The sequence below is a fragment of the Saccharothrix sabaoui genome, from assembly GCF_051756985.1.
Lineage (GTDB): Bacteria > Actinomycetota > Actinomycetes > Mycobacteriales > Pseudonocardiaceae > Actinosynnema.
In genome coordinates this window covers 26,815-52,304 of record NZ_JBPKJK010000030.1, presented here as the reverse complement: position 1 = coordinate 52,304, position 25,490 = coordinate 26,815, and the positions used below count along the sequence as shown (strand labels likewise).

At 73.3% G+C, this 25,490-nt stretch carries 28 protein-coding genes; 2 read left to right on the top strand and 26 right to left on the bottom strand.

From position 1 onward, the window contains the following. Window positions 1-50 precede the first annotated feature (50 nt). The 13 genes from ACR807_RS12230 to pyrR all read right to left on the bottom strand — a co-directional run bounded on the left by ACR807_RS12230 (window position 51) and on the right by pyrR (window position 15,143). Window positions 51-2,039, bottom strand: a complete 1,989-nt coding sequence (locus ACR807_RS12230; RefSeq protein ID WP_438921380.1) for a primosomal protein N' — start codon at window positions 2,037-2,039, stop codon at window positions 51-53. A gap of 489 nt (window positions 2,040-2,528) precedes the next feature. After that, window positions 2,529-3,731, bottom strand: a complete 1,203-nt coding sequence (gene metK, locus ACR807_RS12225; protein ID WP_438921379.1) for a methionine adenosyltransferase — start codon at window positions 3,729-3,731, stop codon at window positions 2,529-2,531. A 76-nt stretch (window positions 3,732-3,807) separates the two neighbouring features. Continuing rightward, a complete protein-coding gene (coaBC, locus tag ACR807_RS12220) occupies window positions 3,808-5,010 on the bottom strand; it encodes a bifunctional phosphopantothenoylcysteine decarboxylase/phosphopantothenate--cysteine ligase CoaBC (protein ID WP_438921378.1) in 1,203 nt (400 codons plus the stop codon). A gap of 32 nt (window positions 5,011-5,042) precedes the next feature. Next, window positions 5,043-5,321, bottom strand: coding sequence for a DNA-directed RNA polymerase subunit omega (gene rpoZ, locus ACR807_RS12215; RefSeq protein WP_015103666.1), 279 nt, complete (start codon window positions 5,319-5,321; stop codon window positions 5,043-5,045). Between the two features lie 95 nt (window positions 5,322-5,416). After that, a complete protein-coding gene (gene gmk / locus ACR807_RS12210) occupies window positions 5,417-6,016 on the bottom strand; it encodes a guanylate kinase (protein WP_438921377.1) in 600 nt (199 codons plus the stop codon). Further along, a complete protein-coding gene (gene mihF / locus ACR807_RS12205) occupies window positions 6,013-6,330 on the bottom strand; it encodes an integration host factor, actinobacterial type (RefSeq protein ID WP_033427832.1) in 318 nt (105 codons plus the stop codon). Before mihF ends, gmk begins: the two co-directional genes overlap by 4 nt. A gap of 300 nt (window positions 6,331-6,630) precedes the next feature. After that, window positions 6,631-7,449 carry an orotidine-5'-phosphate decarboxylase gene (gene pyrF / locus ACR807_RS12200; RefSeq protein WP_438921376.1) on the bottom strand — a complete coding sequence of 273 codons (819 nt, stop codon included), beginning with the start codon at window positions 7,447-7,449 and terminating at the stop codon, window positions 6,631-6,633. Next, window positions 7,446-10,745: a carbamoyl-phosphate synthase large subunit gene (carB, locus tag ACR807_RS12195; RefSeq protein WP_438921375.1), complete on the bottom strand. Its 3,300-nt coding sequence runs from the start codon at window positions 10,743-10,745 to the stop codon at window positions 7,446-7,448. Before carB ends, pyrF begins: the two co-directional genes overlap by 4 nt. 1 nt (window position 10,746) lies before the next feature. Next, window positions 10,747-11,886 carry a glutamine-hydrolyzing carbamoyl-phosphate synthase small subunit gene (gene carA / locus ACR807_RS12190; RefSeq protein ID WP_438921374.1) on the bottom strand — a complete coding sequence of 380 codons (1,140 nt, stop codon included), beginning with the start codon at window positions 11,884-11,886 and terminating at the stop codon, window positions 10,747-10,749. Further along, window positions 11,883-12,368: a PH-like domain-containing protein gene (locus ACR807_RS12185; protein WP_438921373.1), complete on the bottom strand. Its 486-nt coding sequence runs from the start codon at window positions 12,366-12,368 to the stop codon at window positions 11,883-11,885. The genes carA and ACR807_RS12185 overlap by 4 nt, the downstream gene beginning before the upstream one ends. After that, a complete protein-coding gene (locus ACR807_RS12180) occupies window positions 12,365-13,645 on the bottom strand; it encodes a dihydroorotase (RefSeq protein WP_438921372.1) in 1,281 nt (426 codons plus the stop codon). Before ACR807_RS12180 ends, ACR807_RS12185 begins: the two co-directional genes overlap by 4 nt. Then, a complete protein-coding gene (locus ACR807_RS12175; protein WP_438921371.1) occupies window positions 13,642-14,574 on the bottom strand; it encodes an aspartate carbamoyltransferase catalytic subunit in 933 nt (310 codons plus the stop codon). The genes ACR807_RS12180 and ACR807_RS12175 overlap by 4 nt, the downstream gene beginning before the upstream one ends. After that, a complete protein-coding gene (gene pyrR / locus ACR807_RS12170; protein WP_316032739.1) occupies window positions 14,571-15,143 on the bottom strand; it encodes a bifunctional pyr operon transcriptional regulator/uracil phosphoribosyltransferase PyrR in 573 nt (190 codons plus the stop codon). The genes ACR807_RS12175 and pyrR overlap by 4 nt, the downstream gene beginning before the upstream one ends. Before the next feature lie 258 nt (window positions 15,144-15,401). On the opposite strand from pyrR, the gene bldD reads away from it, so the two are divergent. Then, window positions 15,402-15,890, top strand: a complete 489-nt coding sequence (bldD, locus tag ACR807_RS12165) for a transcriptional regulator BldD (protein WP_015103676.1) — start codon at window positions 15,402-15,404, stop codon at window positions 15,888-15,890. A gap of 100 nt (window positions 15,891-15,990) precedes the next feature. On the opposite strand, the gene nusB is transcribed toward bldD, so the two are convergent. From nusB to ACR807_RS12150, 3 genes are all read right to left on the bottom strand, one after another. After that, window positions 15,991-16,410 carry a transcription antitermination factor NusB gene (gene nusB, locus ACR807_RS12160; RefSeq protein WP_438921370.1) on the bottom strand — a complete coding sequence of 140 codons (420 nt, stop codon included), beginning with the start codon at window positions 16,408-16,410 and terminating at the stop codon, window positions 15,991-15,993. A 1-nt stretch (window position 16,411) separates the two neighbouring features. Beyond that, the gene (efp, locus tag ACR807_RS12155; RefSeq protein WP_438921369.1) at window positions 16,412-16,975 is read right to left on the bottom strand and encodes an elongation factor P; all 564 of its coding nucleotides are present in this window, start codon (window positions 16,973-16,975) and stop codon (window positions 16,412-16,414) included. 61 nt (window positions 16,976-17,036) lie between these two features. Next, a complete protein-coding gene (locus tag ACR807_RS12150; protein ID WP_438921368.1) occupies window positions 17,037-18,128 on the bottom strand; it encodes a M24 family metallopeptidase in 1,092 nt (363 codons plus the stop codon). Window positions 18,129-18,205: 77 nt separating this feature from the next. Here ACR807_RS12150 and ACR807_RS12145 point away from each other — a divergent pair, with 77 nt between their 5' ends. Next, window positions 18,206-18,607 carry a hypothetical protein gene (locus ACR807_RS12145; protein ID WP_438921367.1) on the top strand — a complete coding sequence of 134 codons (402 nt, stop codon included), beginning with the start codon at window positions 18,206-18,208 and terminating at the stop codon, window positions 18,605-18,607. A 31-nt stretch (window positions 18,608-18,638) separates the two neighbouring features. On the opposite strand, the gene ACR807_RS12140 is transcribed toward ACR807_RS12145, so the two are convergent. The 10 genes from ACR807_RS12140 to ACR807_RS12095 all read right to left on the bottom strand — a co-directional run bounded on the left by ACR807_RS12140 (window position 18,639) and on the right by ACR807_RS12095 (window position 25,421). Continuing rightward, on the bottom strand, window positions 18,639-20,156 hold the full coding sequence (locus ACR807_RS12140; protein WP_438921366.1) for a glycoside hydrolase family protein: 1,518 nt from the start codon (window positions 20,154-20,156) through the stop codon (window positions 18,639-18,641). Between the two features lie 100 nt (window positions 20,157-20,256). Further along, window positions 20,257-20,475, bottom strand: coding sequence for a VOC family protein (locus tag ACR807_RS12135; RefSeq protein ID WP_438921365.1), 219 nt, complete (start codon window positions 20,473-20,475; stop codon window positions 20,257-20,259). Further along, window positions 20,472-20,900 carry a type II 3-dehydroquinate dehydratase gene (aroQ, locus tag ACR807_RS12130; protein ID WP_438921364.1) on the bottom strand — a complete coding sequence of 143 codons (429 nt, stop codon included), beginning with the start codon at window positions 20,898-20,900 and terminating at the stop codon, window positions 20,472-20,474. The genes ACR807_RS12135 and aroQ overlap by 4 nt, the downstream gene beginning before the upstream one ends. Beyond that, window positions 20,897-22,006, bottom strand: coding sequence for a 3-dehydroquinate synthase (gene aroB / locus ACR807_RS12125; protein WP_438921363.1), 1,110 nt, complete (start codon window positions 22,004-22,006; stop codon window positions 20,897-20,899). Before aroB ends, aroQ begins: the two co-directional genes overlap by 4 nt. A gap of 83 nt (window positions 22,007-22,089) precedes the next feature. Then, entirely contained in the window at window positions 22,090-22,593 is a 504-nt protein-coding gene (locus tag ACR807_RS12120) for a shikimate kinase (RefSeq protein WP_438921362.1), read from the bottom strand. Then, window positions 22,590-23,789 (bottom strand): chorismate synthase, encoded by a 1,200-nt coding sequence (gene aroC / locus ACR807_RS12115; RefSeq protein ID WP_438921361.1) that lies wholly within the window; start codon window positions 23,787-23,789, stop codon window positions 22,590-22,592. Before aroC ends, ACR807_RS12120 begins: the two co-directional genes overlap by 4 nt. A 77-nt stretch (window positions 23,790-23,866) precedes the next feature. Continuing rightward, entirely contained in the window at window positions 23,867-23,995 is a 129-nt protein-coding gene (locus tag ACR807_RS12110) for a hypothetical protein (RefSeq protein ID WP_438921360.1), read from the bottom strand. A gap of 68 nt (window positions 23,996-24,063) precedes the next feature. Beyond that, window positions 24,064-24,627, bottom strand: coding sequence for a prepilin peptidase (locus ACR807_RS12105; protein ID WP_438921359.1), 564 nt, complete (start codon window positions 24,625-24,627; stop codon window positions 24,064-24,066). Between the two features lie 108 nt (window positions 24,628-24,735). Further along, window positions 24,736-25,188 carry a PTS sugar transporter subunit IIA gene (locus tag ACR807_RS12100; RefSeq protein WP_438921358.1) on the bottom strand — a complete coding sequence of 151 codons (453 nt, stop codon included), beginning with the start codon at window positions 25,186-25,188 and terminating at the stop codon, window positions 24,736-24,738. After that, window positions 25,185-25,421 (bottom strand): PTS sugar transporter subunit IIB, encoded by a 237-nt coding sequence (locus ACR807_RS12095; RefSeq protein WP_438921357.1) that lies wholly within the window; start codon window positions 25,419-25,421, stop codon window positions 25,185-25,187. The genes ACR807_RS12100 and ACR807_RS12095 overlap by 4 nt, the downstream gene beginning before the upstream one ends. Between the last annotated feature and the right edge of the window lie 69 nt (window positions 25,422-25,490).

Here is a 25,490-nt window from a genome sequence, read left to right as displayed (position 1 = left end):
GGCACCGAGTGATTGCTGTCAAGATCGACCCTTGCCCGCGCCGTGCCCGGTCAGAGGACTTCCAGGGGGTCCAGTTTCACCCGGACGGCTTCCGGTTCTTTTCGGGCGCTGCGGATGGCCTGGATTTCGCTCAGGGTGGCCGCCAGGGCTCGGCCTTCGGCCCTCGGGACCCTGACCAGGGCTCGTTCCCGGTCGTCGGCCAGGGGGACGGGGCCGAGGATCTCGCCCGAGTCGGGGAGGCGGAGTTCTCCGAGGAGGCCGGCCAGGGCTTCCGGGGTGCCGTCGACGGTGGCCATGCGGACCGCCGGGGGGAAGCCCAGTTCCACCCGGGCCGCCAGTTCCTGGCGGGCGTGCCAGACCGGGTCCCAGCGGACCAGGGCCTGGACCGGCGCGAGGGACGAGTCGGCGATGACGACCACCCTGCCCGCCTCGTGGACCAGGGCGGCGGCGGTCATCCAGCGGCGCAGCGCCTCCTCGGAGGCCCTCAGGTCGGCCCGGGTGAGCAGCGCCCAGCCGTCGAGGAGGAGGGCCGCGCCGTAGCCGCCCTCGGCCACCGGTTCGGCGCCGGGGGTCGAGACGACCAGGGACGACCCTCTGGGGATGGCGGACAGCACCTCGTCCCCGCCCGAGGTGCGGACCGGGACGCCGCTGAACGCCCGGCCCAGTTCCTCCGCCGTGCGGCGGGCACCGATGATCTGCCCCCGGAGGCGTCGGGAGCCGCAGGCCGGGCAGCGGAACGCGGCCTCGGTGGCACCGCACCAGCGGCAGTAAGCGGGCCTCGGCACCCCGTCCTGGGTGCCGCCCGGGAGGGCCAGGGGGCCGGCGCAGCGGCGGCAGCGGGCCGGCGCCCGGCACTGCCCGCACGCCAGGGCCGGCACGTACCCCCGCCGCGGGACCTGGATCAGGACCGGGGTGTCGGCCGCGAGGGCCGCCCGGGCCGCGTCGAAGGCGATGGACGGCAGCCGCGCCGAGCGCGCCGCCGGGTCCTTCACCTCCTGCCAGTCGTTGTCGCCGACCGCGGCCACCCGCGGGGCCGCGGCACGCAGCGTCTCGCGGGCCGCCACCACCTCGTGCGCCCAGCCGCTGTCCACCAGCAGCTGCGCCTCGGCGGTCCGCGCGAACCCGCCGACCAGCAGCGACGCCCCCGTCAGGTGGGAGCGCTGCACCAGCACGTCCCGGACGTTCGGGTAAGGCATCCTGGGTTCGACGTGCAGGTCGTCGCCGTCGTCCCACACCGCGACCAGACCGAGGTCGTGCACGGGCGCGAACGACGCCCCGCGCGTGCCCAGCACGATCCGCACCACGCCCCGCCGCACGGCCAGCCACCGCTTGTACCGCTCGGACGGCCCGAGGTCGGCGGACAGCGCCACCACGCCGGCCTCGCCGACCAGCGCCGCGCACGCCGCGTGCAGCCTCGCCAGGTCGCGGTGGTCGGGCACGACGACCAGCGCGCCCCTCCCCGTGCTCGCCACGGACGCCGCCGCCTCGGCCAGCCGGGCGGGCCAGTCCTCGGCGGGCAGCGCCTGCCACACCGCTCGCGCGGCACGGCCGGACCGCAGGGCGTCGAGCAGGTTCGACCCGAACGGGTACCGCGCCCACCCCGTGTCCGGCGGGGCCTCGGGCACGGGCGCGGGCTCACCCGACGGCCTCGCCTCGACCCGGGCGTGCCGGGGCGGGACGGCCATCCGCAGCACGTCGATCAACGAGCCCGCGTACCGGTCGGCCACGGCGCGCGCCAGCTCCGCCACCTCGGGCGAGAGCACCGGCTCAGGCGATATGATCTTGTCAAGGAACGTGAGCTTGCGCCCGTACTCCGAGGATTCGACCCGTTCCAGCAGGTAGCCGTCGACCAACTGCCCGGCGAACCGCACGCGCACCCGGCAGCCCGGCACCGCGTCCGCGTCCTGCTCGGTGGACACCTGGTAATCGAACGGCCGGTCGAGGTGCGCCAACGGCACGTCGACGGACACGCGGGCAACCGGCAGCGAGGCGGCGGGGACCCGCTCCCCGCGCCTTGCGCTCGCCTTACCCGCCGCCACGAGTGGAGGTCTACCAGAGACCGGTGTGGCGGTTGTCGACCCGGGTGGGCACGTCGGGCCCGTCCCGCACGCTGTCGGGGCGGCGATGCGGGGAGCCGGCGGAGGGACGGAGGGCTTGGTGCTGTGGTGTGAGGGTCATGGAACCAGTATCGAACCTGTGTTCGATTACTGCAAGATCACGATCGGGTGATCACAGGGGTGGACGTCCTCGCGCAGGCGGCGTTCGTGACGACGCGGGCGGGGACGGCAGGGCGCCGTGCTGCGGTGTGCCAGGCGATGGTGGGCGGCCGGATTTGTCGGTGCTTGGGAGGAAAATGACAGCAGGGGTCCCCCGGGAGGGGACCCCTGCGTCAGCTTCAGCGCCGTGGAGGCGTGGAGCCGGATGTCGAACTCGTGGGTCGCGAGCGCATGACACACCGGTCATGAGCGCATGACTCGCGGGTCGTGAGCGTTGGACTCGCGGGTCGTGAGCGTCGGACTCGCGGGTGGTCAGGCGCCGGCGGCGGCGCGGAGGGCGTCCGCGCGGTCGGTGTTCTCCCAGGGGAGGTCGACGTCGGTGCGGCCGAAGTGGCCGTAGGCGGCGGTCGGGGCGTAGATCGGGCGCAGCAGGTCCAGGTCGCGGATGATCGCGGCCGGGCGCAGGTCGAAGACCTCGGTGATCGCCTGCTGGATCTTGAGCGGGTCGACCGTCTCGGTGCCGAAGGTCTCCACGAACAGGCCCACCGGGGCCGCCTTGCCGATCGCGTACGCCACCTGCACCTCGATGCGCGTCGCCAGGCCCGCCGCCACCGCGTTCTTCGCCACCCAGCGCATCGCGTACGCCGCCGAGCGGTCCACCTTCGACGGGTCCTTGCCCGAGAACGCGCCACCGCCGTGCCGCGCCATGCCGCCGTAGGTGTCCACGATGATCTTGCGGCCGGTCAGGCCCGCGTCGCCCATCGGACCGCCGATGACGAACCGGCCCGTCGGGTTCACCAGCAGCCGCACGTTCGAGGTGTCCAGGCCCAGCGAGGCGATCTCCGGGGCCACCACGTGCTCGCGCACGTCCACCCCGAGCAGCTTCTCCAGGTCGATGCCGTCCGCGTGCTGGGTGGAGACCACCACCGTGTCCAACCGCACCGGCTGGTCGCCCGCGTACTCGATCGTCACCTGCGTCTTGCCGTCCGGTCGCAGGTACGGCACGGTGCCGTCCTTGCGCACCGCGGACAGCCGCCGCGACAGCCGGTGCGCCAGCGCGATCGGCAGCGGCATCAGCTCGGGCGTGTCGGTGCACGCGTAGCCGAACATCAGGCCCTGGTCGCCCGCGCCCTGCTTGTCGATGTCGTCGGAGGCGTCGCCGAGGCGCTCCTCGTAGGCGGTGTCCACACCCTGGGCGATGTCCGGGGACTGGGACCCGATCGCGACGTTCACCCCGCAGGAGTAACCGTCGAAGCCCTTCGCCGACGAGTCGTAGCCGATCTCGACGATCTTCTCCCGCACGATCGACGGGATGTCCGCGTACGCCTCGGTCGTCACCTCGCCCGCGACGTGCACCTGACCCGTCGTGACCAGCGTCTCCACGGCCACGCGCGAACGGGGGTCCTTCGACAGCAGGGCGTCCAGGATCGAGTCGCTGATCGCGTCGCTGATCTTGTCGGGGTGCCCCTCGGTCACCGACTCACTGGTGAACAGCCTGCTGCTGTGCTGGCCCACGGCACTCCCTAACTGTACGGATCTCGGGTATGGCCCCAAGCTAGTCAAGCTTACTGAGCGTTCGTCGGAGGACGGCTCAAAGTTCTTCGGGTCGCCCGATGACATCCCACACAGCGGACGCGAGTTGCGCCTTGGAGCCGTGCGGGATAGGGGTCTCGGCGCCGCCGGCGGACAGCAGCCACCCGGCGTTGTCCTCGACCTCGAACGCCCGGCCGTCGCCGACGGCGTTGACCACGAGCCAGTCGCAGCCCTTCCGCTTCAGCTTCGCCCGCCCGTACTCCAGGACGCCCGTCGTGGCGTCGCCGGTCTCGGCGGCGAACCCGACGACGACCTGGCCGGGGCGGCGGGCGGCGACGAGTTCGGCGAGGATGTCGGGGTTGCGGGTGAGCGCCACGGGGTCGGGGTCCCGGTCGGACTTCTTGATCTTGTGCTCGGCGAGGGCGACGGGCCGGAAGTCGGCCACGGCCGCGGCCATCACGAGCACGTCGGCGGTCTCGGCGGCGGTGTGCATCGCCGAGCGCAGCTCGGCGGCGGAGCCGACGCGGACCAGGTCGACGCCGGCGGGCGTGACGAGGTCGGCGGTGTGGGCGGCGACGAGGGTGACGCGCGCGCCGCGCTGGGCGGCCACGCGGGCGAGCGCCCAGCCCTGCCGGCCGGACGAGCGGTTGCCCAGGTAGCGGACGGGGTCGAGCGCCTCGCGGGTGCCGCCGGCGGACACGGCGACGTGCAGGCCCTCCAGGTCGCGCGGCAGCGCGTCGGGGCGCGCCAGCAGCAACCGGGCCAGGTCGACGATCTCGGCGGGTTCGGGCAGCCGGCCCTTGCCGGTGTCCTTGCCGGTGAGCCGGCCGCTGGCGGGTTCGGCGACGACGACGCCGCGCGAGCGCAGCAGCGCCACGTTGGCCCGCGTGGCCGGGTGCTCCCACATCTCGGTGTGCATGGCGGGGACCAGCAGCACGGGGCAGCGCGCGGTGAGCAGCGTGTTGGTGAGCAGGTCGTCGGCGAGGCCGTGGGCGGCCTTGGCGAGGAGGTTGGCCGTGGCGGGGGCGACGACGACCAGGTCGGCGGTCTGCCCCAGCTTCACGTGCGGCACGGAGGGCACGTCCTCGAACACGCCCGCCTGCACGGGCTGCCCGGAGAGCGCCTCGAACGTGGCGGCCCCGACGAACTTCAGCGCCCCGTCGGTGGGCACGACGCGCACGGAGTGGCCGGACTCGGTGAGCCGGCGCAGCACCTCGCACGCCTTGTACGCGGCGATGCCCCCGCCCACCCCGAGGATCACCCTGGGTCGGTCGGGGGCACCTGCGTTCCCGGTCACTCGCCTTCGGTGTGCTCGAGGAGGCCCGCGTGGATCTCCCGGAGCGCGATGGACAGCGGCTTCTCGCGCGGGCCCGGCTCGACCAGCGGGCCGACGTACTCCAGCAGGCCCTCGCCGAGCTGGGCGTAGTAGTCGTTGATCTGCCGCGCCCGCTTGGCCGCGTAGATCACCAGCGCGTACTTCGAGCTGACCTGCTCGAGCAGGTCGTCGATCGGCGGGTTGGTGATGCCCTCCGGGGAACCCGACAGCGGGCCCAGCTCGGTGTGCGTGGTCACTCGTCAACGCTCCTGCGGTTGGTGTGTCTCAGGTGGTGCGTGTCGGGGGGAGGCATCCCTCCTGGGTCGTCCCGTGCCGCTCGACGCGCGGTCGCTCACGCGCCGGGCACCGGGCCGACCACCAAGTTTAGCAAGCTCGTGGCGGCCGACCGCACGTCGGCGTTCACCACGACCTCGTCGAACTCCGGTTCGGCCGCCAGTTCTTCCTTGGCGATCTCCAGCCGGCGGGCCACCACGGCGGGGTCCTCGGTGCCGCGGCCGGTCAGCCGGCCCACCAGGTCCTCCCAGGAGGGCGGGGCCAGCATGACCAGCTGGGCCTCCGGCATGGCGGCCCTGACCTGGCGCGCGCCCTGCAGCTCGATCTCCAGCAGGGACGGCTTGCCGGACGCCAGCGCGCGCTCGACGGGGGTGCGGGGGGTGCCGTAGCAGTTGCCGGCGAACTCGGCGTGCTCCAGGAGCTCGCCGTTCCCGACCATCTTGCGGAACTCGGGCAGGTCCACGAAGTGGTAGTGGACCCCGTCGACCTCGCCCGGCCTCGGCTTCCGGGTGGTCACCGAGACGCTGAAGTGGATGTCGGGCCCCATGCGGCGCAGCTCGGCCAGCACGCTGGACTTGCCGACGCCGGAGGGCCCGGAGAGGACGGTGAGGCGGGGCCGGGCGCGTGCGCCCGACCCCGCCCCGGTGCCATCACTCACTCGCCGCTGAACTCGGTGAGCAGCGCCTTGCGCTGCCGCTCACCCAGGCCGCGCAACCGACGGGACGGAGCGATCTCAAGGCGCTCCATGATCTGCTGCGCACGCACCTTGCCGACGCCCGGAAGCGCCTCGAGCAGCGCGGACACCTTCATCTTGCCAAGGACCTCGTCGCTCTCGGCGGCCTTCAGCACGTCCGTCAGGGTCGTGCCGCCACGCTTGAGGCGCTCCTTGAGCTCAGCGCGAGCGCGACGAGCGGCAGCAGCCTTCTCCAGCGCTGCGGCCCGCTGCTCCTCGGTAAGCTGGGGAAGGGCCACGATTTCCTCCGTGGTGTGGGAATTTCAATTCTGGATCGGTGCCGCGACCGTACCGAGCGCAATTGCCTGGGTACAACGTGGGTCCCAGTCAGGTGAATCCTTCAGCGCCAGTGCGGAGCGGCGGGTGGTAGTAGTACCAACACCCCCCAACAGGTCAACCACCGCCACCGGTAACGCCTTGCGCACGACCTGTGTGGTATGCGCTCGGTGGTGGTCCGACCTGCCGGTGGGCAGGACCGTACCAGGCACCGTTTGCGCTGGTGAGCGGACCACGTGAACCGCGTCGCGATTTGATCGTGATCACATCTCCAGAGACCGCTTCACGGCGTCCACCGCAGACCGCAGAGTTGCGGTCCCGGGACCGTGCCCGAGCACGTCCCGGGAGGACGTCGGGAGCACTCCGGACAGCTCCGGGCCGAACACCGAACGCAGGTCCGCCACGGTCGCCCCCTGCGCCCCGAAGCCCGGCGCGAGAACGTATCCGTGCAGGTCAGAGAGGTCCAGGCGGTGATCGCCCACGGTCGCGCCGATCACCAGGCCGACATCGCCGAGCGGGTCGGCGCCGGCGTTCGCGCGGGCCGCCGCGTCCACGACGGCCTGCGCGACGGAGCGCCCGTCGGGGCCCATCGCGCGCTGCACGGAGGGCCCTTCCGGATTGGAAGTCAACGCGAGCGCGAATATTCCGCGCCCGTTCGCGACGGCCGTGTCGAGGGCCGGGTCGAGCGACCCGAACCCGAGGTACGGCGACACGGTGACGGCGTCGCCGGCCAGCGGCGAGCCCTCGGTGAGGTAGGCGGCGGCGTAGGCGGCCATCGTCGAACCGATGTCACCGCGCTTCGCGTCGACCAGCACGAGCGTGCCGCTGTCCCGGAGGTCCGAAATGACCCTTTCCAGGACGGCGACGCCGCGTGAACCGTGCGCCTCGAAGAAGGCCGACTGCGGCTTGACGAGCGCCACGCGGCCCGCGAACGCCTCCACGCACGTCAGCGCGAACCGCTCCAGCCCGGAGGCGTCCCGGGGCAGCCCCCAGGACTCCAGCAGGCCGGGGTGCGGGTCGATGCCGACGCACAGCGGCCCGTGCTCCGCGACCGCCGCCCCCAGCCGCGCCCCGAACCTCACTCGCCACCCCGCAGGGCCGCCTGGAGGGCCTGGAGGGGCCGCACGCCGATGTCACCGCGGATCGCGGCCTCGATGCCGTGCACGGCCGCCGCCGCGCCCTGGATGGTCGTCACGCACGGGATGTCCTTGGCCACCGCCGCGGTGCGGATCTCGTAGCCGTCCACGCGCGGCCCGGCGTTGCCGTACGGGGTGTTGATGACCAGGTCGACGGTGCCGTCGAGGATCGCCTCCACCACGTTCCCGGCGCCCTCGAAGTGCTTGCGGACGACCGTGCACGGGATGCCGTTGCGCCGGAGCACCTCGGCCGTGCCCGACGTCGCCAGCACCTCGAAGCCCAGGTCGGAGAGCCTCTTCACGGGGAAGATCATGGCCCGCTTGTCCCGGTTGGCGACCGACACGAACACCCGGCCCGAGGTGGGCAGGGAGCCGTAGGAGGCGGTCTGGGACTTGGCGAACGCCATGCCGAACGACACGTCGATGCCCATGACCTCGCCGGTCGACTTCATCTCCGGGCCGAGCAGCGAGTCCACGCCCTTGCCCTCCGGCGTGCGGAACCGGTGGAACGGCAGGACGGCCTCCTTGACCGCGACCGGGGCGTGCGGGGGCAGCTTGGCGCCGTCGCCGGTGGCCGGCAGCAGGCCCTCGGCGCGCAGCTCCGCGACGGTGGTCCCGAGCATGATCCGGGCGGCGGCCTTGGCCAGCGGCACCGCGGTCGCCTTCGACACGAACGGCACGGTGCGCGAGGCGCGCGGGTTGGCCTCCAGGACGTAGAGCACGTCGTCCTTGAGGGCGTACTGGACGTTGAGCAGGCCGCGCACGCCGATGCCCCGCGCGATGGCGAGGGTGGAGCGGCGCACGTTGTCGATGTCGGTGTCCCCGAGGGTGATCGGGGGCAGCGTGCACGCCGAGTCGCCGGAGTGCACGCCGGCCTCCTCGATGTGCTCCATCACACCGCCGATGAACACCTCCTCGCCGTCGAAGAGGGCGTCCACGTCGATCTCGATGGCGTCGTCGAGGAACCGGTCGACCAGCACCGGGTGCTCCGGGCTGACCTCGGTCGCGCGGTCGATGTAGCCGTGCAGCGACTCCTCGTCGTAGACGATCTCCATGCCGCGGCCGCCGAGCACGTACGACGGCCGCACCAGCACCGGGTAGCCGATCTCGTCGGCGATGGCCTTGGCCTGGGCGAACGAGGTGGCCGTGCCGTACTTCGGGGCGGGCAGGCCCGCGTCGGTCAGCACCTGGCCGAACGCGCCGCGGTCCTCGGCGAGGTGGATGGCGTGCGGCGGGGTGCCCACGATGGGCACGCCCGCGTCCGCGAGGCGCTGCGCGAGGCCCAGCGGCGTCTGGCCGCCGAGCTGCACGATGACGCCCGCGACGGTGCCGGACCGCTGCTCGGAGTGCACGACCTCCAGCACGTCCTCGAAGGTCAGCGGCTCGAAGTAGAGCCGGTCCGAGGTGTCGTAGTCGGTGGAGACGGTCTCCGGGTTGCAGTTGACCATCACGGTCTCGTACCCGGCGGCGCGCAGCGCCATGGCCGCGTGCACGCACGAGTAGTCGAACTCGATGCCCTGGCCGATGCGGTTCGGGCCGGAGCCCAGGATGAGCACCTTGGGCTTGTCGGGCTGCGCGGTGACCTCGGTCTCGGCGTCGGGGTCCAGCTCGTAGGCCGAGTAGTGGTACGGGGTCTTCGCGGCGAACTCGGCGGCGCAGGTGTCGACGGTCTTGTAGACCGGGCGCACGCCGAGCCGGTGGCGCAGCGCCCGCACGCCGTCCTCGCCGGCCAGCTCGTCGCGCAGGGCGGCCAGCTGGCGGTCGGACAGGCCGGCGCGCTTGGCCTTGCGCAGCAGGTGCTGGTCGAGCACGGGCGCGGTCTCGATCTCGCGGCGCAGCTCCACCAGCCACGCCATCTGCTCGACGAACCACGGGTCGATGCCCGACGCCGCGTGCACCTGCTCGACGGTGGCGCCGAGCCGCAGGGCGCGGTCGACGGTGTAGAGGCGCCCGTCGTGGCCCGCGCGCAGGGCGTCCAGGGTGGACTCCAGCGTCTCGTCCGGGTCGGGCGTGGTCCAGAAGCCGGCGGCCTTGGTCTCCATGGACCGCAACGCCTTGCCGAGGGCCTCGATGAAGCTGCGGCCGATCGACATGGCCTCGCCGACGGACTTCATGGTCGTGGTGAGGGTGCGGTCGGCGCCGGGGAACTTCTCGAACGCGAACCGCGGCACCTTCACCACGACGTAGTCCAGCGTCGGTTCGAAGGACGCGGGCGTCTCGCCGGTGATGTCGTTGCGGATCTCGTCGAGCGTGTAGCCGATGGCGAGCTTCGCGGCGATCTTGGCGATCGGGAAGCCGGTGGCCTTCGACGCCAGCGCGGACGAGCGGGACACGCGCGGGTTCATCTCGATGACGACCATGCGGCCGTTCTCGGGGTTGATCGCGAACTGGATGTTGCAGCCGCCGGTGTCCACGCCGACCTCGCGGATGACCGCGATGCCGACGTCGCGCATGTGCTGGTACTCGCGGTCGGTGAGCGTCATCGCCGGGGCCACGGTCACCGAGTCGCCGGTGTGCACGCCCATCGGGTCGATGTTCTCGATGGAGCAGACGACGACCACGTTGTCGTTGCGGTCGCGCATCAGCTCCAGCTCGTACTCCTTCCAGCCGAGCACGCTCTCCTCGATCAGCACCTCGGTGACCGGGGACTCGGCGAGACCGCCGGCGGCGAGCCGCTCCAGCTCCTCGGGGGTGTGCGCCATGCCCGAGCCGAGGCCGCCCATGGTGAACGAGGGCCGGATGACGACCGGCAGGCCCAGGTCGGCGACGGTCTCGCGGACCTCCTCCATGCTCCTGCAGACGGCGCTGCGCGGCACCTCGGCGCCGATCCGGCGCACCAGGTCCTTGAAGACCTGCCGGTCCTCGCCGCGCTGGATGGCGTCGATGTCCGCGCCGATCAGCTCGACGTCGAACTTCTCCAGCACGCCCCGCTCGTGCAGGGCGATGGCGGTGTTCAGGGCGGTCTGGCCGCCCAGGGTGGCGAGGATGGCGTCGGGCCGCTCGGCGGCGATGACCTTCTCGACGAACTCCGGGGTGATGGGCTCGACGTAGGTGGCGTCGGCGAACTCCGGGTCGGTCATGATCGTCGCCGGGTTGGAGTTCACCAGGGAGACCCGCAGGCCCTCCTCGCGCAGCACGCGGCACGCCTGGGTGCCGGAGTAGTCGAACTCGCAGGCCTGCCCGATGACGATCGGGCCGGAGCCGATGACCAGAACGTGCTTGAGATCAGTCCTCTTCGGCATGTCAGCGGCCCTCGCTCGTCGTCTGTCCACCGGCGTTGCCGGCCATGAGGTTGCAGAACTCGTCGAACAGCGGGGCGGCGTCGTGGGGGCCGGCCGCCGCCTCCGGGTGGTACTGCACGCTGAACGCGGGCACGTCGAGCGCGCGCACGCCCTCCACGGTGCCGTCGTTCGGGCAGAAGTGGCTGAGCTGGACGCGGCCGAAGTCGGAGGAGAACTCCTCCCCCGGCTCGCCCTCCAGCGCGAACCCGTGGTTCTGGGACGTGATGGCCACCTTGCCGGTCGCCACGTCGATGACGGGGATGTTGAGGCCGCGGTGCCCGTAGCGCATCTTGTAGGTCTCGCGGCCCAGGGCGCGGCCGAGGATCTGGTTGCCGAAGCAGATGCCGAACAGCGGCGTACGGCGCTCCAGCACGGCGCGGGTCAGCTCGACGGCGTGCGCCTGGGTGGCCGGGTCGCCGGGACCGTTGGACAGGAACACCCCGTCCGGGGCCAGCGCGGCGATGTCGTCGATGGTGGAGGTCAGGGGCAGGACGTGCACCTCGATGCCGCGGGCGGCCATCATCCGCGGCGTGTTGGACTTGATGCCCAGGTCGAGGGCGGCCACGGTGAACCGGCGCTCGCCGACGGCCTCCACGACGTAGGTCTCGGGCGTGGTCACGTCGCCCGCGAGGTCCGCGCCCTTCATGCCGGGCGCGGTGCGGACGCGCTCCAGCATCTCCGCGTCGGTGCCCAGCTCGTCGCCGGAGAACACGCCGGCGCGCATCGCGCCCCGCTCGCGCAGGTGGCGGGTGAGCATCCGGGTGTCGATGCCGGCGATGCCGACGATCCCCTGCCGGGCCAGCTCCTCGTCCAGGCCCCGGCGCGAACGCCAGTTCGACGGCACGCGCGCCGGATCGCGCACCACGTACCCGGCGACCCAGATGCGGCCGGACTCGTCGTCCTCGTCGTTCCAGCCGGTGTTGCCGATCTGCGGTGCGGTCTGCACCACGATCTGACGGTGGTAGGAGGGGTCCGTCAGGGTCTCCTGGTACCCGGTCATGCCGGTGGAGAACACCACCTCGCCGAGGCTGGCGCCGGTGGCGCCGTAGCCCTCGCCGCGGAACACGCGGCCGTCTTCCAGCACCAGTGCCGCGTTCGTCATCGCTTGCCTCCCAGCGCCTGCACCCACTGCTCGTACACGTCCTTGTCGTCGCCCCGGAACCCGGTGTCGAACACCTGGTCCCCGAGCTTCCAGCGCACGACCAGGAGGCCGTCCGCCGTCATCACCTTGCCCGCCAGACCGCGTGCGGTCCGGGCGCCCTCGACCCGGGCCGAGGGGATCCACAGCGGGCTCGCGCCCTCGCGGTCCACCAGCACGCCCCGGTCGGTGAGCTTCAGCGTCGCGTCGGCGCGGTGGCCGACGTCGCCGACGACGACCCGGTCCTGCCAGTCGTCGCCGATCGTCGTGCCGACGTACACGCCGGTCGTCTCCAGCACGGTGGCGCCGGGGTCGGCGGGCGGCTGCGGGAACTCCGCCAGCACGCCCTCCTGCCTGCGCTTGCGGCCCTGCCAGCCGCGCCACATGCCGTAGAGGCAGAGCAGGAAGATCGCCAGCACGGCCAGGGACAGCAGCACGCGGCTCATGCGGGGACCCTCCCGCCGGTCGCGGTCACGCGCCCGCGCAGCACGGTCGCGACGACCCGGCCGGGCAGCTCCATGCCCTCGAAGGGGGTGTTCGCGGCGACGCTGGCGAACTCCGCACCGCGCACCACCCACGTGGCGCCCGGGTCGACGAGGGTCAGGTTCGCGGGCTCGCCCACCTCGATCGGGCGACCCTGGTCGGGCAGGCCCGCGATGGCGGCGGGCCGTTCGCTCATCACCCGCGCCACACCGCGCCAGTCCAGCAGGCCGGTGTTCACCATGGTCTCCACCACGACCGACAGCGCGGTCTGGAGGCCGAGCATGCCGGGTCGGGCGGCGGACCACTCGCAGTCCTTGTCCTGGACGGCGTGCGGCGCGTGGTCGGTGGCCACGCAGTCGATGACGCCGTCGGCCAGCGCCCGGCGCAGGGCCTCCGCGTCGTCGCTCGTGCGCAGCGGCGGGTTGACCTTGTTCACCGGGTCGTAGGTGGCCAGGCGCTCGTCGGTGAGCAGCAGGTGGTGCGGGGTGACCTCGGCGGACACCTCCGTGCCGCGGGCCTTGGCCCAGGCCAGCACGTCCGCGGTGCCCGCGGTGGACACGTGGCACACGTGCAGCCGGGCGCCGACCTGCTTCGCGAGCAGGCAGTCGCGGGCCACGACCGCCTCCTCGGCGGCGGCGGGCCAGCCCTGCAGGCCCAGGCGGGACGCCCGCTCCCCCTCGTGGGCCTGCGCGCCGACGGTGAGCCGGGGCTCCTCGGCGTGCTGCGCGACGACCACGTCCAGCGCCTTGCTGTACTCCAGGGCGCGGCGCATGAGCAGCGGGTCGTGCACGCAGTGGCCGTCGTCGGAGAACACCCGCACGCCGGCCTTGGCCATCGTGCCCAGCTCGGCGAGCTTCTCGCCGGCCAGGCCCACGGTGACCGCGCCGACCGGGTGCACGTCGACCAGGCCGACCTCGCGGCCGCGGCGGGCGACGTGCTCGACGACCACGGCGTTGTCGGCGACCGGGTTCGTGTTGGCCATGGCGAACACCGCCGTGTAGCCGCCGAGGGCCGCCGCGGCCGAGCCGCTGGCGATGGTCTCGGTGTCCTCGCGGCCGGGTTCGCGCAGGTGGGTGTGCAGGTCGACGAAGCCGGGCAGCAGGACCGCGCCCGCGCCGTCCAGCTCATCGCCCTCCTCGGTGACCTCGCCGATCGCGGCGATGACGCCGTCGCGGACCAGCACGTCGACCGGGTCGCCCTCGCCGTACGGTCGTACTCCCCTGATGATCAAGGGACTCACGGGGTCTCCTCCTCGTGGGCAAGCAGGTGGTAGAGGACGGCCATGCGCACGTGGACGCCGTTGCGCACCTGGTCGGTGATGGCGGCGCGCGGCGAGTCGGCGACCGACGAGGCGATCTCCATGCCGCGCAGCATCGGACCGGGGTGCAGCACCACGGCGTGCTCGGGCAGCAGCTTGAGCCGGTTGTCGTTCAGGCCGTAGGCGATCGAGTACTCGCGGGCCGACGGGAAGAACCCGCCGTGCATCCGCTCGGCCTGGACGCGCAGCAGCATGACGGCGTCCTGGCCGGGCAGCTCGGCGTCCAGCTCGTGCGACACGTGCACCGGCCAGTTCCGCACGCCGGTGGGCAGCAGCGTCGGCGGTGCGACCAGCGTCACCTCCGCGCCCAGCGCGGTGAGCAGGTGCACGTTGGACCGGGCGACCCGGCTGTGCAGCACGTCACCCACGATCGCCACCCGCTTGTCGCGCAGGTCGCCGAGGCGTTCCCGCAGCGTGGCGGCGTCGAGCAGGGCCTGGGTGGGGTGCTCGTGCATGCCGTCGCCGGCGTTGACCACGGACGTGCCCGCCTCGCGCAGCCAGCCCGCCAGGCGGTGCGCCGCGCCCGAGGCCGGGTGCCGCACGACGACGCAGTCCGCGCCGGCGGCGGCCAGGGTGAGCGCCGTGTCGCGCAGGGACTCGCCCTTGGACACGCTCGACCCGGACGACGAGACGTTCACCACGTCCGCGCTCATCCACTTGCCCGCGATCTCGAAGCTCACGCGGGTGCGGGTCGAGTTCTCGTAGAACATCGTGATGACCGTGCGTCCGCGCAACGTGGGGAGTTTGCGCACCTCACGGCCTTCGAGGGACTGCTTGAGGTTCGCCGCCGTGTCCAGGATCGCGGTCGCCTGGGCCGGGTCGATGCCCTCGGTGGTGAGCAGGTGCTTCACCTCAGCACCACCCCGTCGCGCTGGTCGAACTCCTCCAGCAGCACGTGGACCTCCTCGGTGCGCGCGGTGGGCACGTTCTTGCCCACGTAGTCCGCGCGGATGGGCAGCTCGCGGTGGCCCCGGTCGACCAGGACGGCCAGCTGGACGGCGCGCGGGCGGCCGTGGTCGCGCAGGGCGTCGAGCGCGGCGCGGATCGTGCGGCCGGAGAACAGCACGTCGTCGACGAGGACCACGAGGCGGTCGTCGACACCGCCCTCGGGCAGCTTCGTCGCCTCCAGCGGCCGGGTGGGGCCGCGGCGCAGGTCGTCCCGGTAGAGGGTCACGTCCAGGGTCCCGGTCGGCACCTCGATACCGCTGAACTCGGCGATCCGCACCGCAAGCCTGCGGGCCAGGGGGGCACCCCGACTCGGAATCCCCATCAGGACTACTTCGGGTGCGCTGGGTGCATCGAGAGCGGTCTTCTCGATGATCTGATGGGCCATTCGGGCGACGGTGCGCGCGACGTCGCCGGCCGAGAGAAGCTCGCGCTCCCCGGCCGGGTCCGTCGCGCCACGTTGACGTGGCGCCACGGTTGGACCTCCTTCCCCGCCTCGCTGGACGGGTCCTTAAAGGACGTCGGACACCCGGCTGCGACCGGGCTGACCAGCACCGTATCAGGCTCGGGCGGTCAATCTTCCGGGTGGTCCGCGTGGTCTCCCCCACCTGGACCGACGAGATCAGCTTGACCTGGTGACCACGGAGAGCAATCATTACTCTGCGTATTGATCTAAGCCTCCCCGCGGCAGTCCCCTACCGGCTGACGGGGCGAATGAACGGAGAACCGCCACATGGGCGACTACGCCAAGGCGCTGGGGGCAAAGCTCCGCGCGATCCGCCAGCAGCAGGGCTTGTCTTTGCACGGCGTCGAGCAGAAGTCCGGCGGTCGCTGGAAGGCCGTGGTCGTCGGCTCGTACGAGCGCGGCGACCGCGCCGTCACCGTGCAGAAGCTGGCCGAACTGGCCGACTTCTACGGGGTGCCGGTGGCCGAACTGCTGCCCGAGGGGCGGGTGCCGTCCGGGGCGGAGCCCGCCACGAAGATCGTCATCAACCTGGAACGGCTGCAACAGCTGCCGGCGGAGAAGGTCGGGCCGCTCGCGCGGTACGCGGCCACCATCCAGAGCCAGCGCGGTGACTACAACGGCAAGGTGCTGTCGATCCGGACCGAGGACCTGCGGTCCCTCGCCATCATCTACGACATGACGCCGGGCGAGCTGACCGAGCAGCTCATCGACTGGGGCGTGCTGCCTCCCGAGGCCCGCCCGGCCAAGGAGGACTGAAGGCGCGCGAGAACGGCCCGACCCTGTTCGGAGCGGTCGGGCCGTTCTCCCGTGTCCGGGTGCCGGCGGTGCCCGCCGGGGGCGGTGCCGGGGAGCCGCGCTAGAGGACCGCGCGGAGCTGGTCGGCGATGACCGCGATCCGGCCCAGCACGCCGTTGACGAACCGCGGCGAGTCGTCCGTGGACAGGCCCTTGGCCAGCTCCACCGCCTCGTCGATCGCCACCGCGTCGGGGACGTCGGCCGCCCACAGCAGCTCGTAGAGGCCCAGCCGCAGCACCGCGCGGTCGACCGCGGGCATCCGCTGGAGGGTCCAGCCCTCGGCGTGCTCGGAGATCAGGTCGTCGATCCGCGCGCGGTGCGCGGTGACGCCCTCCACGAGGCTGACCGTGTAGTCGTTCACCGGGGGGACGTCGGTCGAGCCGACGCGCTCGGAGACCAGGGTCACCGCGTCGATGCCCCGCAGGTCCGCCTCGAAGAGGACGTCGACGGCGCGTTTCCGCGCCTTGCTGCGTGCGCCCATATCAGCCGTTCACGCGGCCCAGGTACCGGCCGTCGCGCGTGTCGACCTTGATCTTCTCGCCGGTGGTGACGAACAGCGGGACCTGGATCTCCGCGCCCGTCTCCAGCGTGGCGGGCTTGGTGCCGCCGGTGGAGCGGTCGCCCTGGAGGCCCGGGTCGGTGTGCTGGATGACCAGCTCGACCGAGGTGGGCAGCTCGACGTAGAGCGCGACGCCCTCGTGCACGGCGACGACGGCCTCCTGGTTCTCCAGCATGTAGTTCGCGGCGTCGCCGACCGTCTCGGCCGGGACGCTCATCTGGTCGAACGTGTCGCCGTCCATGAAGACGAAGTCGGTGCCGTCCTTGTACAGGTAGGTCATGCCGCGCTTGTCCACGGTCGCCGTGTCGACCTTGGTGCCCGCGTTGAAGGTCTTGTCCACGACCTTGCCGGTGAGGACGTGCTTCAGCGTGGTGCGCACGAAGGCGCCACCCTTGCCCGGCTTGACGTGCTGGAACGCGGTGACGGTCCAGAGCTGGCCGTCGAGGTTCAGCACCAGGCCGTTCTTCAGGTCGTTGGTGGTGGCCACGGTGGTGGGCTCTCCTGTTGCGTAGGTGAGGGCGAGCGCCGGCGGGACCGGCGATCCGACATCAGACGACCACGAGCTCTTTCGTGGTCAGGGTGAGGAGCTCCGGGGCGCCTGCGCGCACCACGAGCGTGTCCTCGATGCGGACACCACCCCTCCCGGCCAGGTACACACCGGGCTCGACGGTGACCGCCATACCGGGCAGAAGTGTACCGTCACCCGCCTTCGACAGCGCTGGAGCCTCGTGGATCTCCAGGCCGACGCCGTGGCCGAGGCCGTGCGGGAACTGCTCGCCGTACCCCGCGCGCTCGACCACGCCGCGCGCCGCCGCGTCCACGTCGGCCGGCCGCGCGCCGACCGCCAGCGCCGCCCGGCCGGCCGCCTGCGAGGCCGCCACCAGCTCGTACAGCTCCCGCTGCCAGTCCGCGGCCCGGCCGACGACGAGGGTGCGCGTCATGTCGGAGTGGTAGCCGTCGACGAGCGCGCCGAAGTCGAGCTTGACCAGGTCGCCCGCCCTGACCGGGGCGTCGGTCGGCCGGTGGTGCGGCACGGCCGAGTTCGCTCCCGCCGCCACGATCGACTCGAACGAGGGACCGGCCGCGCCGTGGTCGAGCATGCGGCCCTCCAGCTCGCGCGCGATCTCCCGCTCGGTGCGGCCGGGCCGCAGGCCGCCGTGCTCGACCAGCCCGGCCAGCGCCCGGTCGGCGGCGGCGCACGCCATCCGCAGCGCCTCGACCTCGGTGTCGTCCTTGACCAGCCGCAGCTCCTCGACCAGGCCGGACGCCCGCACCAGCCGGGCGTCGCCCGCCGCGCCGGCCAGGGCGTCGGTCAGCGCGTCGAGGTCGTCGACGGTGACGCGGTGGCTCTCGAACCCGATCCGGTCCGCGCCCCGGACCCGCGTGAGCAGGGCCGTGCCGCAGGACCGGTCGACGACCCGCTCCAGGTCCGGGACCTGCGCCGCGGCCTGGGTGCGGTAGCGGCCGTCGGTGCAGAACACCGCGTCCTCGTCGGGGTCGGCGCGCACCAGCAGCGCGGCGTTCGACCCGGTGAAGCCGGTCAGGTAGCGGACGTTGGGCAGGCTGGTCACCAGCAGCGCGTCCAGCTCGCGCTCCCGGAGCGCGGCGCGCAGCGCGGCCCGGCGGGTGGTGTGGGGCACGACCCGCAGCCTAGGGCCACCGGCGGCGCTCCACCGGACCGCTCGATGGGCCGAACGGGTCGGCCTACGCTGGGCCCATGCGCGTGTGGCTGACCCGGGGGTCCTGGACGGGGTTGTTCCACGGCGGGGTGCAGGTCGGCACCTCGGCGATCGCCGTGCACAGCCCCGGCGCGGCGCCCTCGGTGCGGTACATCGCGCTCGGCCTGCTCGTCGCGGCCGGTCTGCTGTGGGCCGCGCTCGACGCGTGGCGCGGGCTGGAGGGGCGGGGCATGGCGTGGTTCTTCGCCGGGCTGGTCGCCGGGCCGCTGGCGGGGCTGGTCGGCGTGGTGGGCCGGTCGTGGGTGGACCGGACGGGGCTGGAAGCGCTCGGGCCGGCGCTGACCGGGGGCGCGGCGTTCACCGCGCTGCTGGTGATGGCGGTCGCGGCGGTCGGCGCGGCCCTCGGCGGCGCGCTGCCGCAGCCCCGCGAAGCCTCTTGACCGCGGGACCCCTCCGCCGGCGGAGGGCGGGCTAGCGCTTCGGGTCGTTGACCTTCTCGTGGGCGTCCCAGGCGGTCTGCGAGACGTCGGTGACCGGCGAGGAGTTGAGCGCCGCGACCTCGGCCGCGCGGACGACCCACAGCCGGTCGTCGGCCAGCAGCAGCCCGACGCGGCCGTCCGGCGCGCGCAGCGCCTCCACGCCCGCCGGGATGCGCGCGACGACCTCCAGCTCGTCCACCACCGCCGGGCGGCGGTCCAGCACGCGGGTGGCGAGCCGGTCCGTCACCGAGCGCCGCTCGACGCGCACCACCTTGCCGCCCAGCACCAGGTCGACGGTGTTCTCCGGGGACGGCACGGCGAACCCCTCCAGCACCCGGGCCGCGTCCTTCGTGGCGCAGCCGGGCGCGTTCGCGAGGTCGAGGCCGAAGTGGGCGAGGTCGGTCGGCGCGGCGGAGCGGCCGTCGATCGCGGTGGCGCGCACCAGGTCGAACGGGATGCGCCCGCACGGGTCCTCGGGCACGACCGGCACGTGGCCGATCGTGGTGCGGACCAGGCCGGGGCCCTCGCGCCACGGGCCGGGGACGAGCACCGGCGGGTGCGGGTTGGTGGTGAACCCGCGGTCCCAGAAGGTCAGGGTGGTGCCGTGCTCGGTCTCGTGGGCGATGGCGAACGCCCGCAGCGCGTCGACGTACACGAGGTCGGCGCTGAACGCGTCCACGACGGACCGGGTGCGCGGCTCGCGGGTGCCCGCGACGGGGGTGAAGCCCTTCTCGCCCAGCGCCTGCACGCCCGAGGCGAACACCGGGTCCTTGGACCGCAGCACGAACTGGCCCGCGCCGTTCCACCCGGCGGCGGCGCCGGTGGTGTCGGTGAACATCAGGTAGAACCAGCCGTCCAGCCACAGCGCCGAGGGCTGGCCCGCGCCGTAGGTGTTCTCGCGCGTGTTGTCGTAGGACGGGCTCAGGATCGGGGCGCCGCCCGCGGCGCGGGTCCACGTGAGGCCGTCGGTGCTGGTGGCGACGCCGATGGCGTTGCCGTGCGCGTGGTCGCCGGCCGCGCCGGTGTAGTAGAGGTAGTAGGTGCCGGCGACCTTGATCACGGACGGGTCGCACGTGTGCACGCCGTCGAAGCCGCCGACGCTGCCCGAGAGCACGGGGGTGGCGGGGCCGCCGCCGGGCGCGCCGAACGGGCCGTCCGCGGACGGGCCCTCGGCGTAGAGGACGTCGTCGCCCGCGGGGGCGGCGGCCAGGAGCTGGCCGCACCACCACATGCGGTGCCGGCCGCCGTCGAGCATGACCGTCGGGCCGTAGTTGTAGGGCGAGTCGCCGCCGGAGGCGACCACGCCGGGGCCCTGCCTGCCGCGGTCGGTGGCGAGCGCGACCGGGGTCGGGTCGGCCTCGGGCGCCGCCGCGGTCGTGCCGACCGGCGCGTCCTCGCTGGTGGCGGAGGTGACCGGCGCGGGGTCGGCGGCGCTCGGCGCGCAGGCGACCAGCAGCGCGACGACGAGCGCGGAGCCGAACAGCCTCGCTCCCACGACGGGACTGCGCATGCGGGGCGGGTCTCCACTTCTGGCACGGGGGCGTGTACCGGGGAAGACGCGCGGCACCCGGCTCCGGTTCAGTGTAGAGAGCCCGTACTGCGTACGGGTGTCACCGGTCCGTGGCCACCAGCTCGACCTCGAAACCGTCCGTGTTCTCCAGGTAGCCCGCGTAGTGGTCGGGTCCACCCGCGTGGGGGTAAGCGTCGGCGAACAGCGGCGACCACCCGTGGTCGACCGACTCGGCGACCAGGCGGTCGACCCCGGCCCGGTCGGGCACCCACAGCTCGACGTGGTGCAGCGCGCCCGCCGGCACCTCGCCCGCGCTCACCCCTTGGCGGCCAGGTGGCGGATGGCCAGCGCGTAGCCGCCGATGCCCAGGCCGGCGATGACGCCCTCGGCGACCTCGGAGATGTAGCTGTGCCGGCGGAACTCCTCGCGCTTGTGCACGTTCGAGATGTGCACCTCGACCAGCGGCGCGGTGAGCTGGGAGCACGCGTCGCGCACCGCCACCGAGTAGTGCGTCCACGCCGCCGGGTTGAGCACCACCGGCAGGGCCTCGTCGGCGGCCCGGTGCAGCCAGCCGAGCATCTCGCCCTCGAAGTCGGTCTGCCGGACCTCGACCTCGACGCCCAGCTCGCGCCCCGTCGCCTCGCACAGCGCCACGAGGTCGGCGTAGGTGGTGCGGCCGTAGACGTCCGGCTCGCGCGTGCCCAGGCGACCGAGGTTGGGCCCGTTGAGCACCAGGACCTTCACAGCAGCACGCTCCCGCCCGGCTTGCGCCCCTCGGACGCGACGGCGGAGTACGCGGCGGCGATCAGCGACGGGTCCGGGCCCTCCAGGCGACCGGGCTTGGCCAGGCCGTCGAGCACGACGAAGCGCAGCACGCCCGCGCGGTTCTTCTTGTCGCTGCGCATCCCCTCCATGAGCTGCCCCAGGGCGTCCGGGTCGTAGCTCGTGGGCAGGCCCAGCGAGGACAGGACCGACCGGTGGCGGTCGGCGGTGGCGTCGTCCAGCCGGCCGGCCAGGCGGGCCAGCTCGGCGGCGAACACCAGGCCGACGCTGACCGCGGCGCCGTGCCGCCAGCGGTAGCGCTCGCGGCGCTCGATGGCGTGACCGAGGGTGTGGCCGTAGTTGAGGATCTCGCGCAGGTCGGACTCGCGCAGGTCGGTGGACACCACGTCGGCCTTGACCTGGATCTTGCGGCGGACCAGCTCCTCGATGACGTCGCCCGCCGGGTCGAGCGCGGCGGCCGGGTCGGCCTCGATCAGGTCGAGGATCGCCGGGTCCGCGATGAACCCGCCCTTGACCACCTCGGCCATGCCCGCGACCAGCTCGTTGCGGGGCAGCGTCTCCAGCGTGGCCAGGTCGACCAGCACGGCGGTGGGCTCGTAGAACGTGCCGACGAGGTTCTTGCCCGCGTCGGTGTTGATGCCGGTCTTGCCGCCGATCGCGGCGTCGACCATGCCGAGCAGCGTCGTCGGCACGTGCACGAGGCGCACGCCGCGCATCCACGTGGAGGCGACGAACCCGGCGAGGTCGGTCACCGCGCCGCCGCCGAGGCCGATGACGGTGTCCGCGCGGCCCAGGCCGATGCGCCCGAACACGTCCCAGCAGTAGCCGGCGACCCGCAGGTCCTTGCCGTCCTCCGCGTCGGGCACCTCCACGCGGTGCGCCTCGACGCCCGCTGCCGCCAACTCCTCGCGGACCGCCTCGGCGGTCTCCGCGAGCGTGGGCGTGTGGACGATCGCCGCCTTCGCCGTGCCCCGCAGGGTCTCGACCAGGTCGCCGAGCAGACCTCGCCCCACCACCACGTCGTACGGTCGTTCCGCGGCCACGCGGATGCGCACCGGCTCGCCCATCACCACTCCCCTTCGTCGCTCACCATTCGACCACGACCGCTCGCGGCACCGGTTCGGCCGGCCCGGGTTCGGCAGGCCCGGGTTCAGGTGACCCGGGCGAGCACGGCGTCGACCACACCCGCCGGGTCCAGGTCGTCGGTGAGCACCTCGATCGTGGCCACCTCCCGGTACAGCGGCAGCCGCGCTTCGAGCAGGGCCTTGAACGTCGACCGCGGGCTCACCCCGGCCAGCAGCGGCCGGGCGGTGGACAGGCCGGTCCGCCGCACGCCCTCGGCCGTGCCGACGTTGAGGAACACGACGGTGTGCCCGGCGAGGCGTTCCCGGGTGGCCGCGGACAGCACCGCGCCGCCGCCGAGGGCGAGCACGCCGTCGTGGTCCGCCAGCCCGTCCGCGACGGCCCGCTCCTCCAGCGCCCGGAACGCGGGTTCGCCGTCGGTGGTGAAGATGTCGGAGATCGGCTTGCCCGCGGTGGCGACGACGTCGTCGTCGGTGTCCCGGAAGGCCACGCCGAGGCGTTCGGCGAGCAGCGGCCCCACCGTCGTCTTGCCCGCTCCGGGCGGGCCGAGGACGACGAACCTCGGGCTCACAGCCCCGCCCACCGGGCTTCGAGGGCCTCCAGGTAGGAGGCGACGTTGCGCTTGGTCTCGGCGATCGAGTCGCCGCCGAACTTCTCCAGCGCCGCCTCGGCGAGCACCAGCGCCACCACCGACTCCAGCACCACGCCCGCGCGCGGCACGGCGCACACGTCCGAGCGCTGGTGGATGGCCACGGCGGGCTCCCCCGTGCGGACGTCCACCGTGGACAGGGCGCGCGGCACGGTCGAGATCGGCTTCATGGCGACGCGCACGCGCAGCGGCTCGCCGTTGGTGATGCCGCCCTCCAGGCCGCCCGCCCGGTTGGAGCGCCGGGTGACGCCCTTCGGGCCGGTGCCGCGGTCGATCTCGTCGTGCGCCTGGCTGCCCCACCGCTGGGCGGTGGTGAACCCGTCGCCGACCTCCACGCCCTTCATCGCCTGCACGCCCATCAGCGCGCCCGCGAGCCGCGCGTCGAGGCGGCGGTCCCAGTGCACGTGCGAGCCGAGGCCCGGCGGCAGGCCGTAGGAGATGACCTCGATGACGCCGCCGACCGTGTCGCCGGCCTCCTTGACCGCCTCGACCTCGGCGACCATCGCGTCCGTGCCCCGCCGGTCGAACGCGCGGACCGGGCTCGCGTCGACCGCGGCCAGGTCGCCGGGACCGGGCACGGCGGCGTCCTCGGGCGTCCTCGCCCCGCCGATCGACACGACGTGGCTGATCACGTCCACGTCGAACACCTGCTTGAGGAAGTGGCGGGCGACGGTGCCCAGCGCGGTGCGGGCCGCCGTCTCGCGGGCGCTGGCGCGCTCCAGCACGGGACGCGCCTCGTCGAAGCCGAACTTCTGCATGCCGGGCAGGTCGGCGTGGCCGGGCCGGGGCCTGGTCAGCGCCTCGTTGCGGCCGGTGGGCTTCAGCTCGGACGGGTCGACGGGGTCGGCGGACATCACCTTCTGCCACTTCGGCCACTCGGTGTTGCCGATCCGGACCGCGATCGGACCGCCCTGGGTGAGGCCGTGGCGGACACCGCCGAGGATCTCCACCTCGTCGGCCTCGAACCCCATGCGGGGGCTCCGCCCGAACCCCAGTCGGCGGCGCTCCAGTTGAGCGGTCAGGTCGGCAGTGGTGACCTCGACCCCGGCGACCATGCCTTCCAGCACGGCGACGAGAGCGGGCCCGTGAGACTCACCAGCGGTGATCCAGCGCAGCACGCGTGAATCCTTCCACAGCGGGGGTGCGGGGGTGTGCGCAGGTCAGCGACGGTGGCCGCGTCCCGACAGGTGGACGATCAGATCGCGACCGCGCCCCGCGGCGCGCCGACCGGCGAGCTGAAGTCCACCGCGGCGACCTGCTCGCCGACCTGGCGGGCACGCTGCTCGCCTGCGGCATCCCGGCCGCCGCTGAGCACGCGCAGCACCGACCAGCCGCTCCCGCGGCAACCCGTCGTGAACGCGCCCGGGATGCCGCTCGGCTTCCTCGGCGGCGTCAGGCGGCTGACACCACCACCAGCCACGTCGCGGTCAGCAGTCCCGGGCCGTGGGGGACGCCGCCGGTGCGGAACCACGGCGCCAGGGCCAGGGTGACGGCGCAGGACAGCACGAGCGCCGCGGGCAGCGCCCACCACGACACCGGCGCGAGCACCGCGCCCAGCGCGCCCGCCAGCTTCACGTCGCCGCCGCCCATCGCGGACGGCGCGAGCAGCCGCACGGCCAGGTGGAAGGCGAAGAACACCGCCGCGCCCGCCAGGACGCGCCCCGGGTCGGCGCCCGCCCACCACAGGGCGAGGCCGAGCAGCGGGTACGCGGGCAGCGTCACGGCGTCGGGCAGGCGGCGGTGGCGGAAGTCCAGCATGGACAGCAGCACGCCCAGCCAGGCCACGAGCAGGGCGACGGGCAGCCACCGGGGCGGCACCAGGAGCGCGGTCGGCCACCAGAGCGCGACCGTGAGCGCGGCGCAGGCGGGCCGGTGGACCTCCGTCGCCCGCCGGGCGGGGCGGAGGAAACGGTCATGTGGTGCGGAAACACGGGAACCGGGCGTGGTCGGGGTCATGGGTCCAGCGTGCGCGGGGTGCGGTGGCGGTTCAAGGAGAGGTGCGGGTGAATGGACCATTCACCCGCACCGGTCCCGCGAGGACCCCGACGCGACCGGGACCCCGGCTCAGCGCGGCCAGGAGAACAGGTGGTCGCCGGCCGTCACCGGACCGCCCGCCTGGTCCCGGAGCACCTCGGCCGCCGCGTCGAGCGCGATGACCGGGCAGATCGGGGCGAACCCGGCGGCCTCGACCTCGGCCGGGTCCCAGGTGACGACGGGCTGACCGGCCCGCACGGTCTCGCCCTTGACCACGTGCAGCGTGAAGCCCTCGCCCTTGCGCTTCACCGTGTCGATGCCCAGGTGCACCAGCACCGCGGCGCCCCCGTCCGTCGCCACGACGAACGCGTGCGGGTGCAGCGTCACGACCACGCCGTCCACCGGGGACACCACGTCCGCGCGCACCCGGTCGGGCTCGACCGCGACGCCCGGTCCGACCATGGCCTGGGAGAACACCGGGTCGGGCACCTCGCTCAGCGGCACCGCGCGCCCGCTGACCGGGCTCGTCACGCGCAGCGTCACAGCAGGTCCTCGATATCGCTGGCGATCGTGTCCGCCTCCGGGCCCACGACGACCTGGACGACGTTGCCGGACCGCATCACGCCGTGCGCGCCCAGGCCCTTCAGCGCCTTCTCGTCCACCAGGGAACCGTCCTCCAGCTCACAGCGCAGGCGCGTGATGCAGGGCTCGATCTCCACGATGTTGTCCGCGCCGCCGAGCGCGGCGAGGATCTTCTCAGCCTTGTCGTCCGCCACTTCAAGTCCTCTCTCGACACCTGCCCCGAGGGCATCCGGCCCTGAGGGTGCCACCGCTCGGGCACGGTC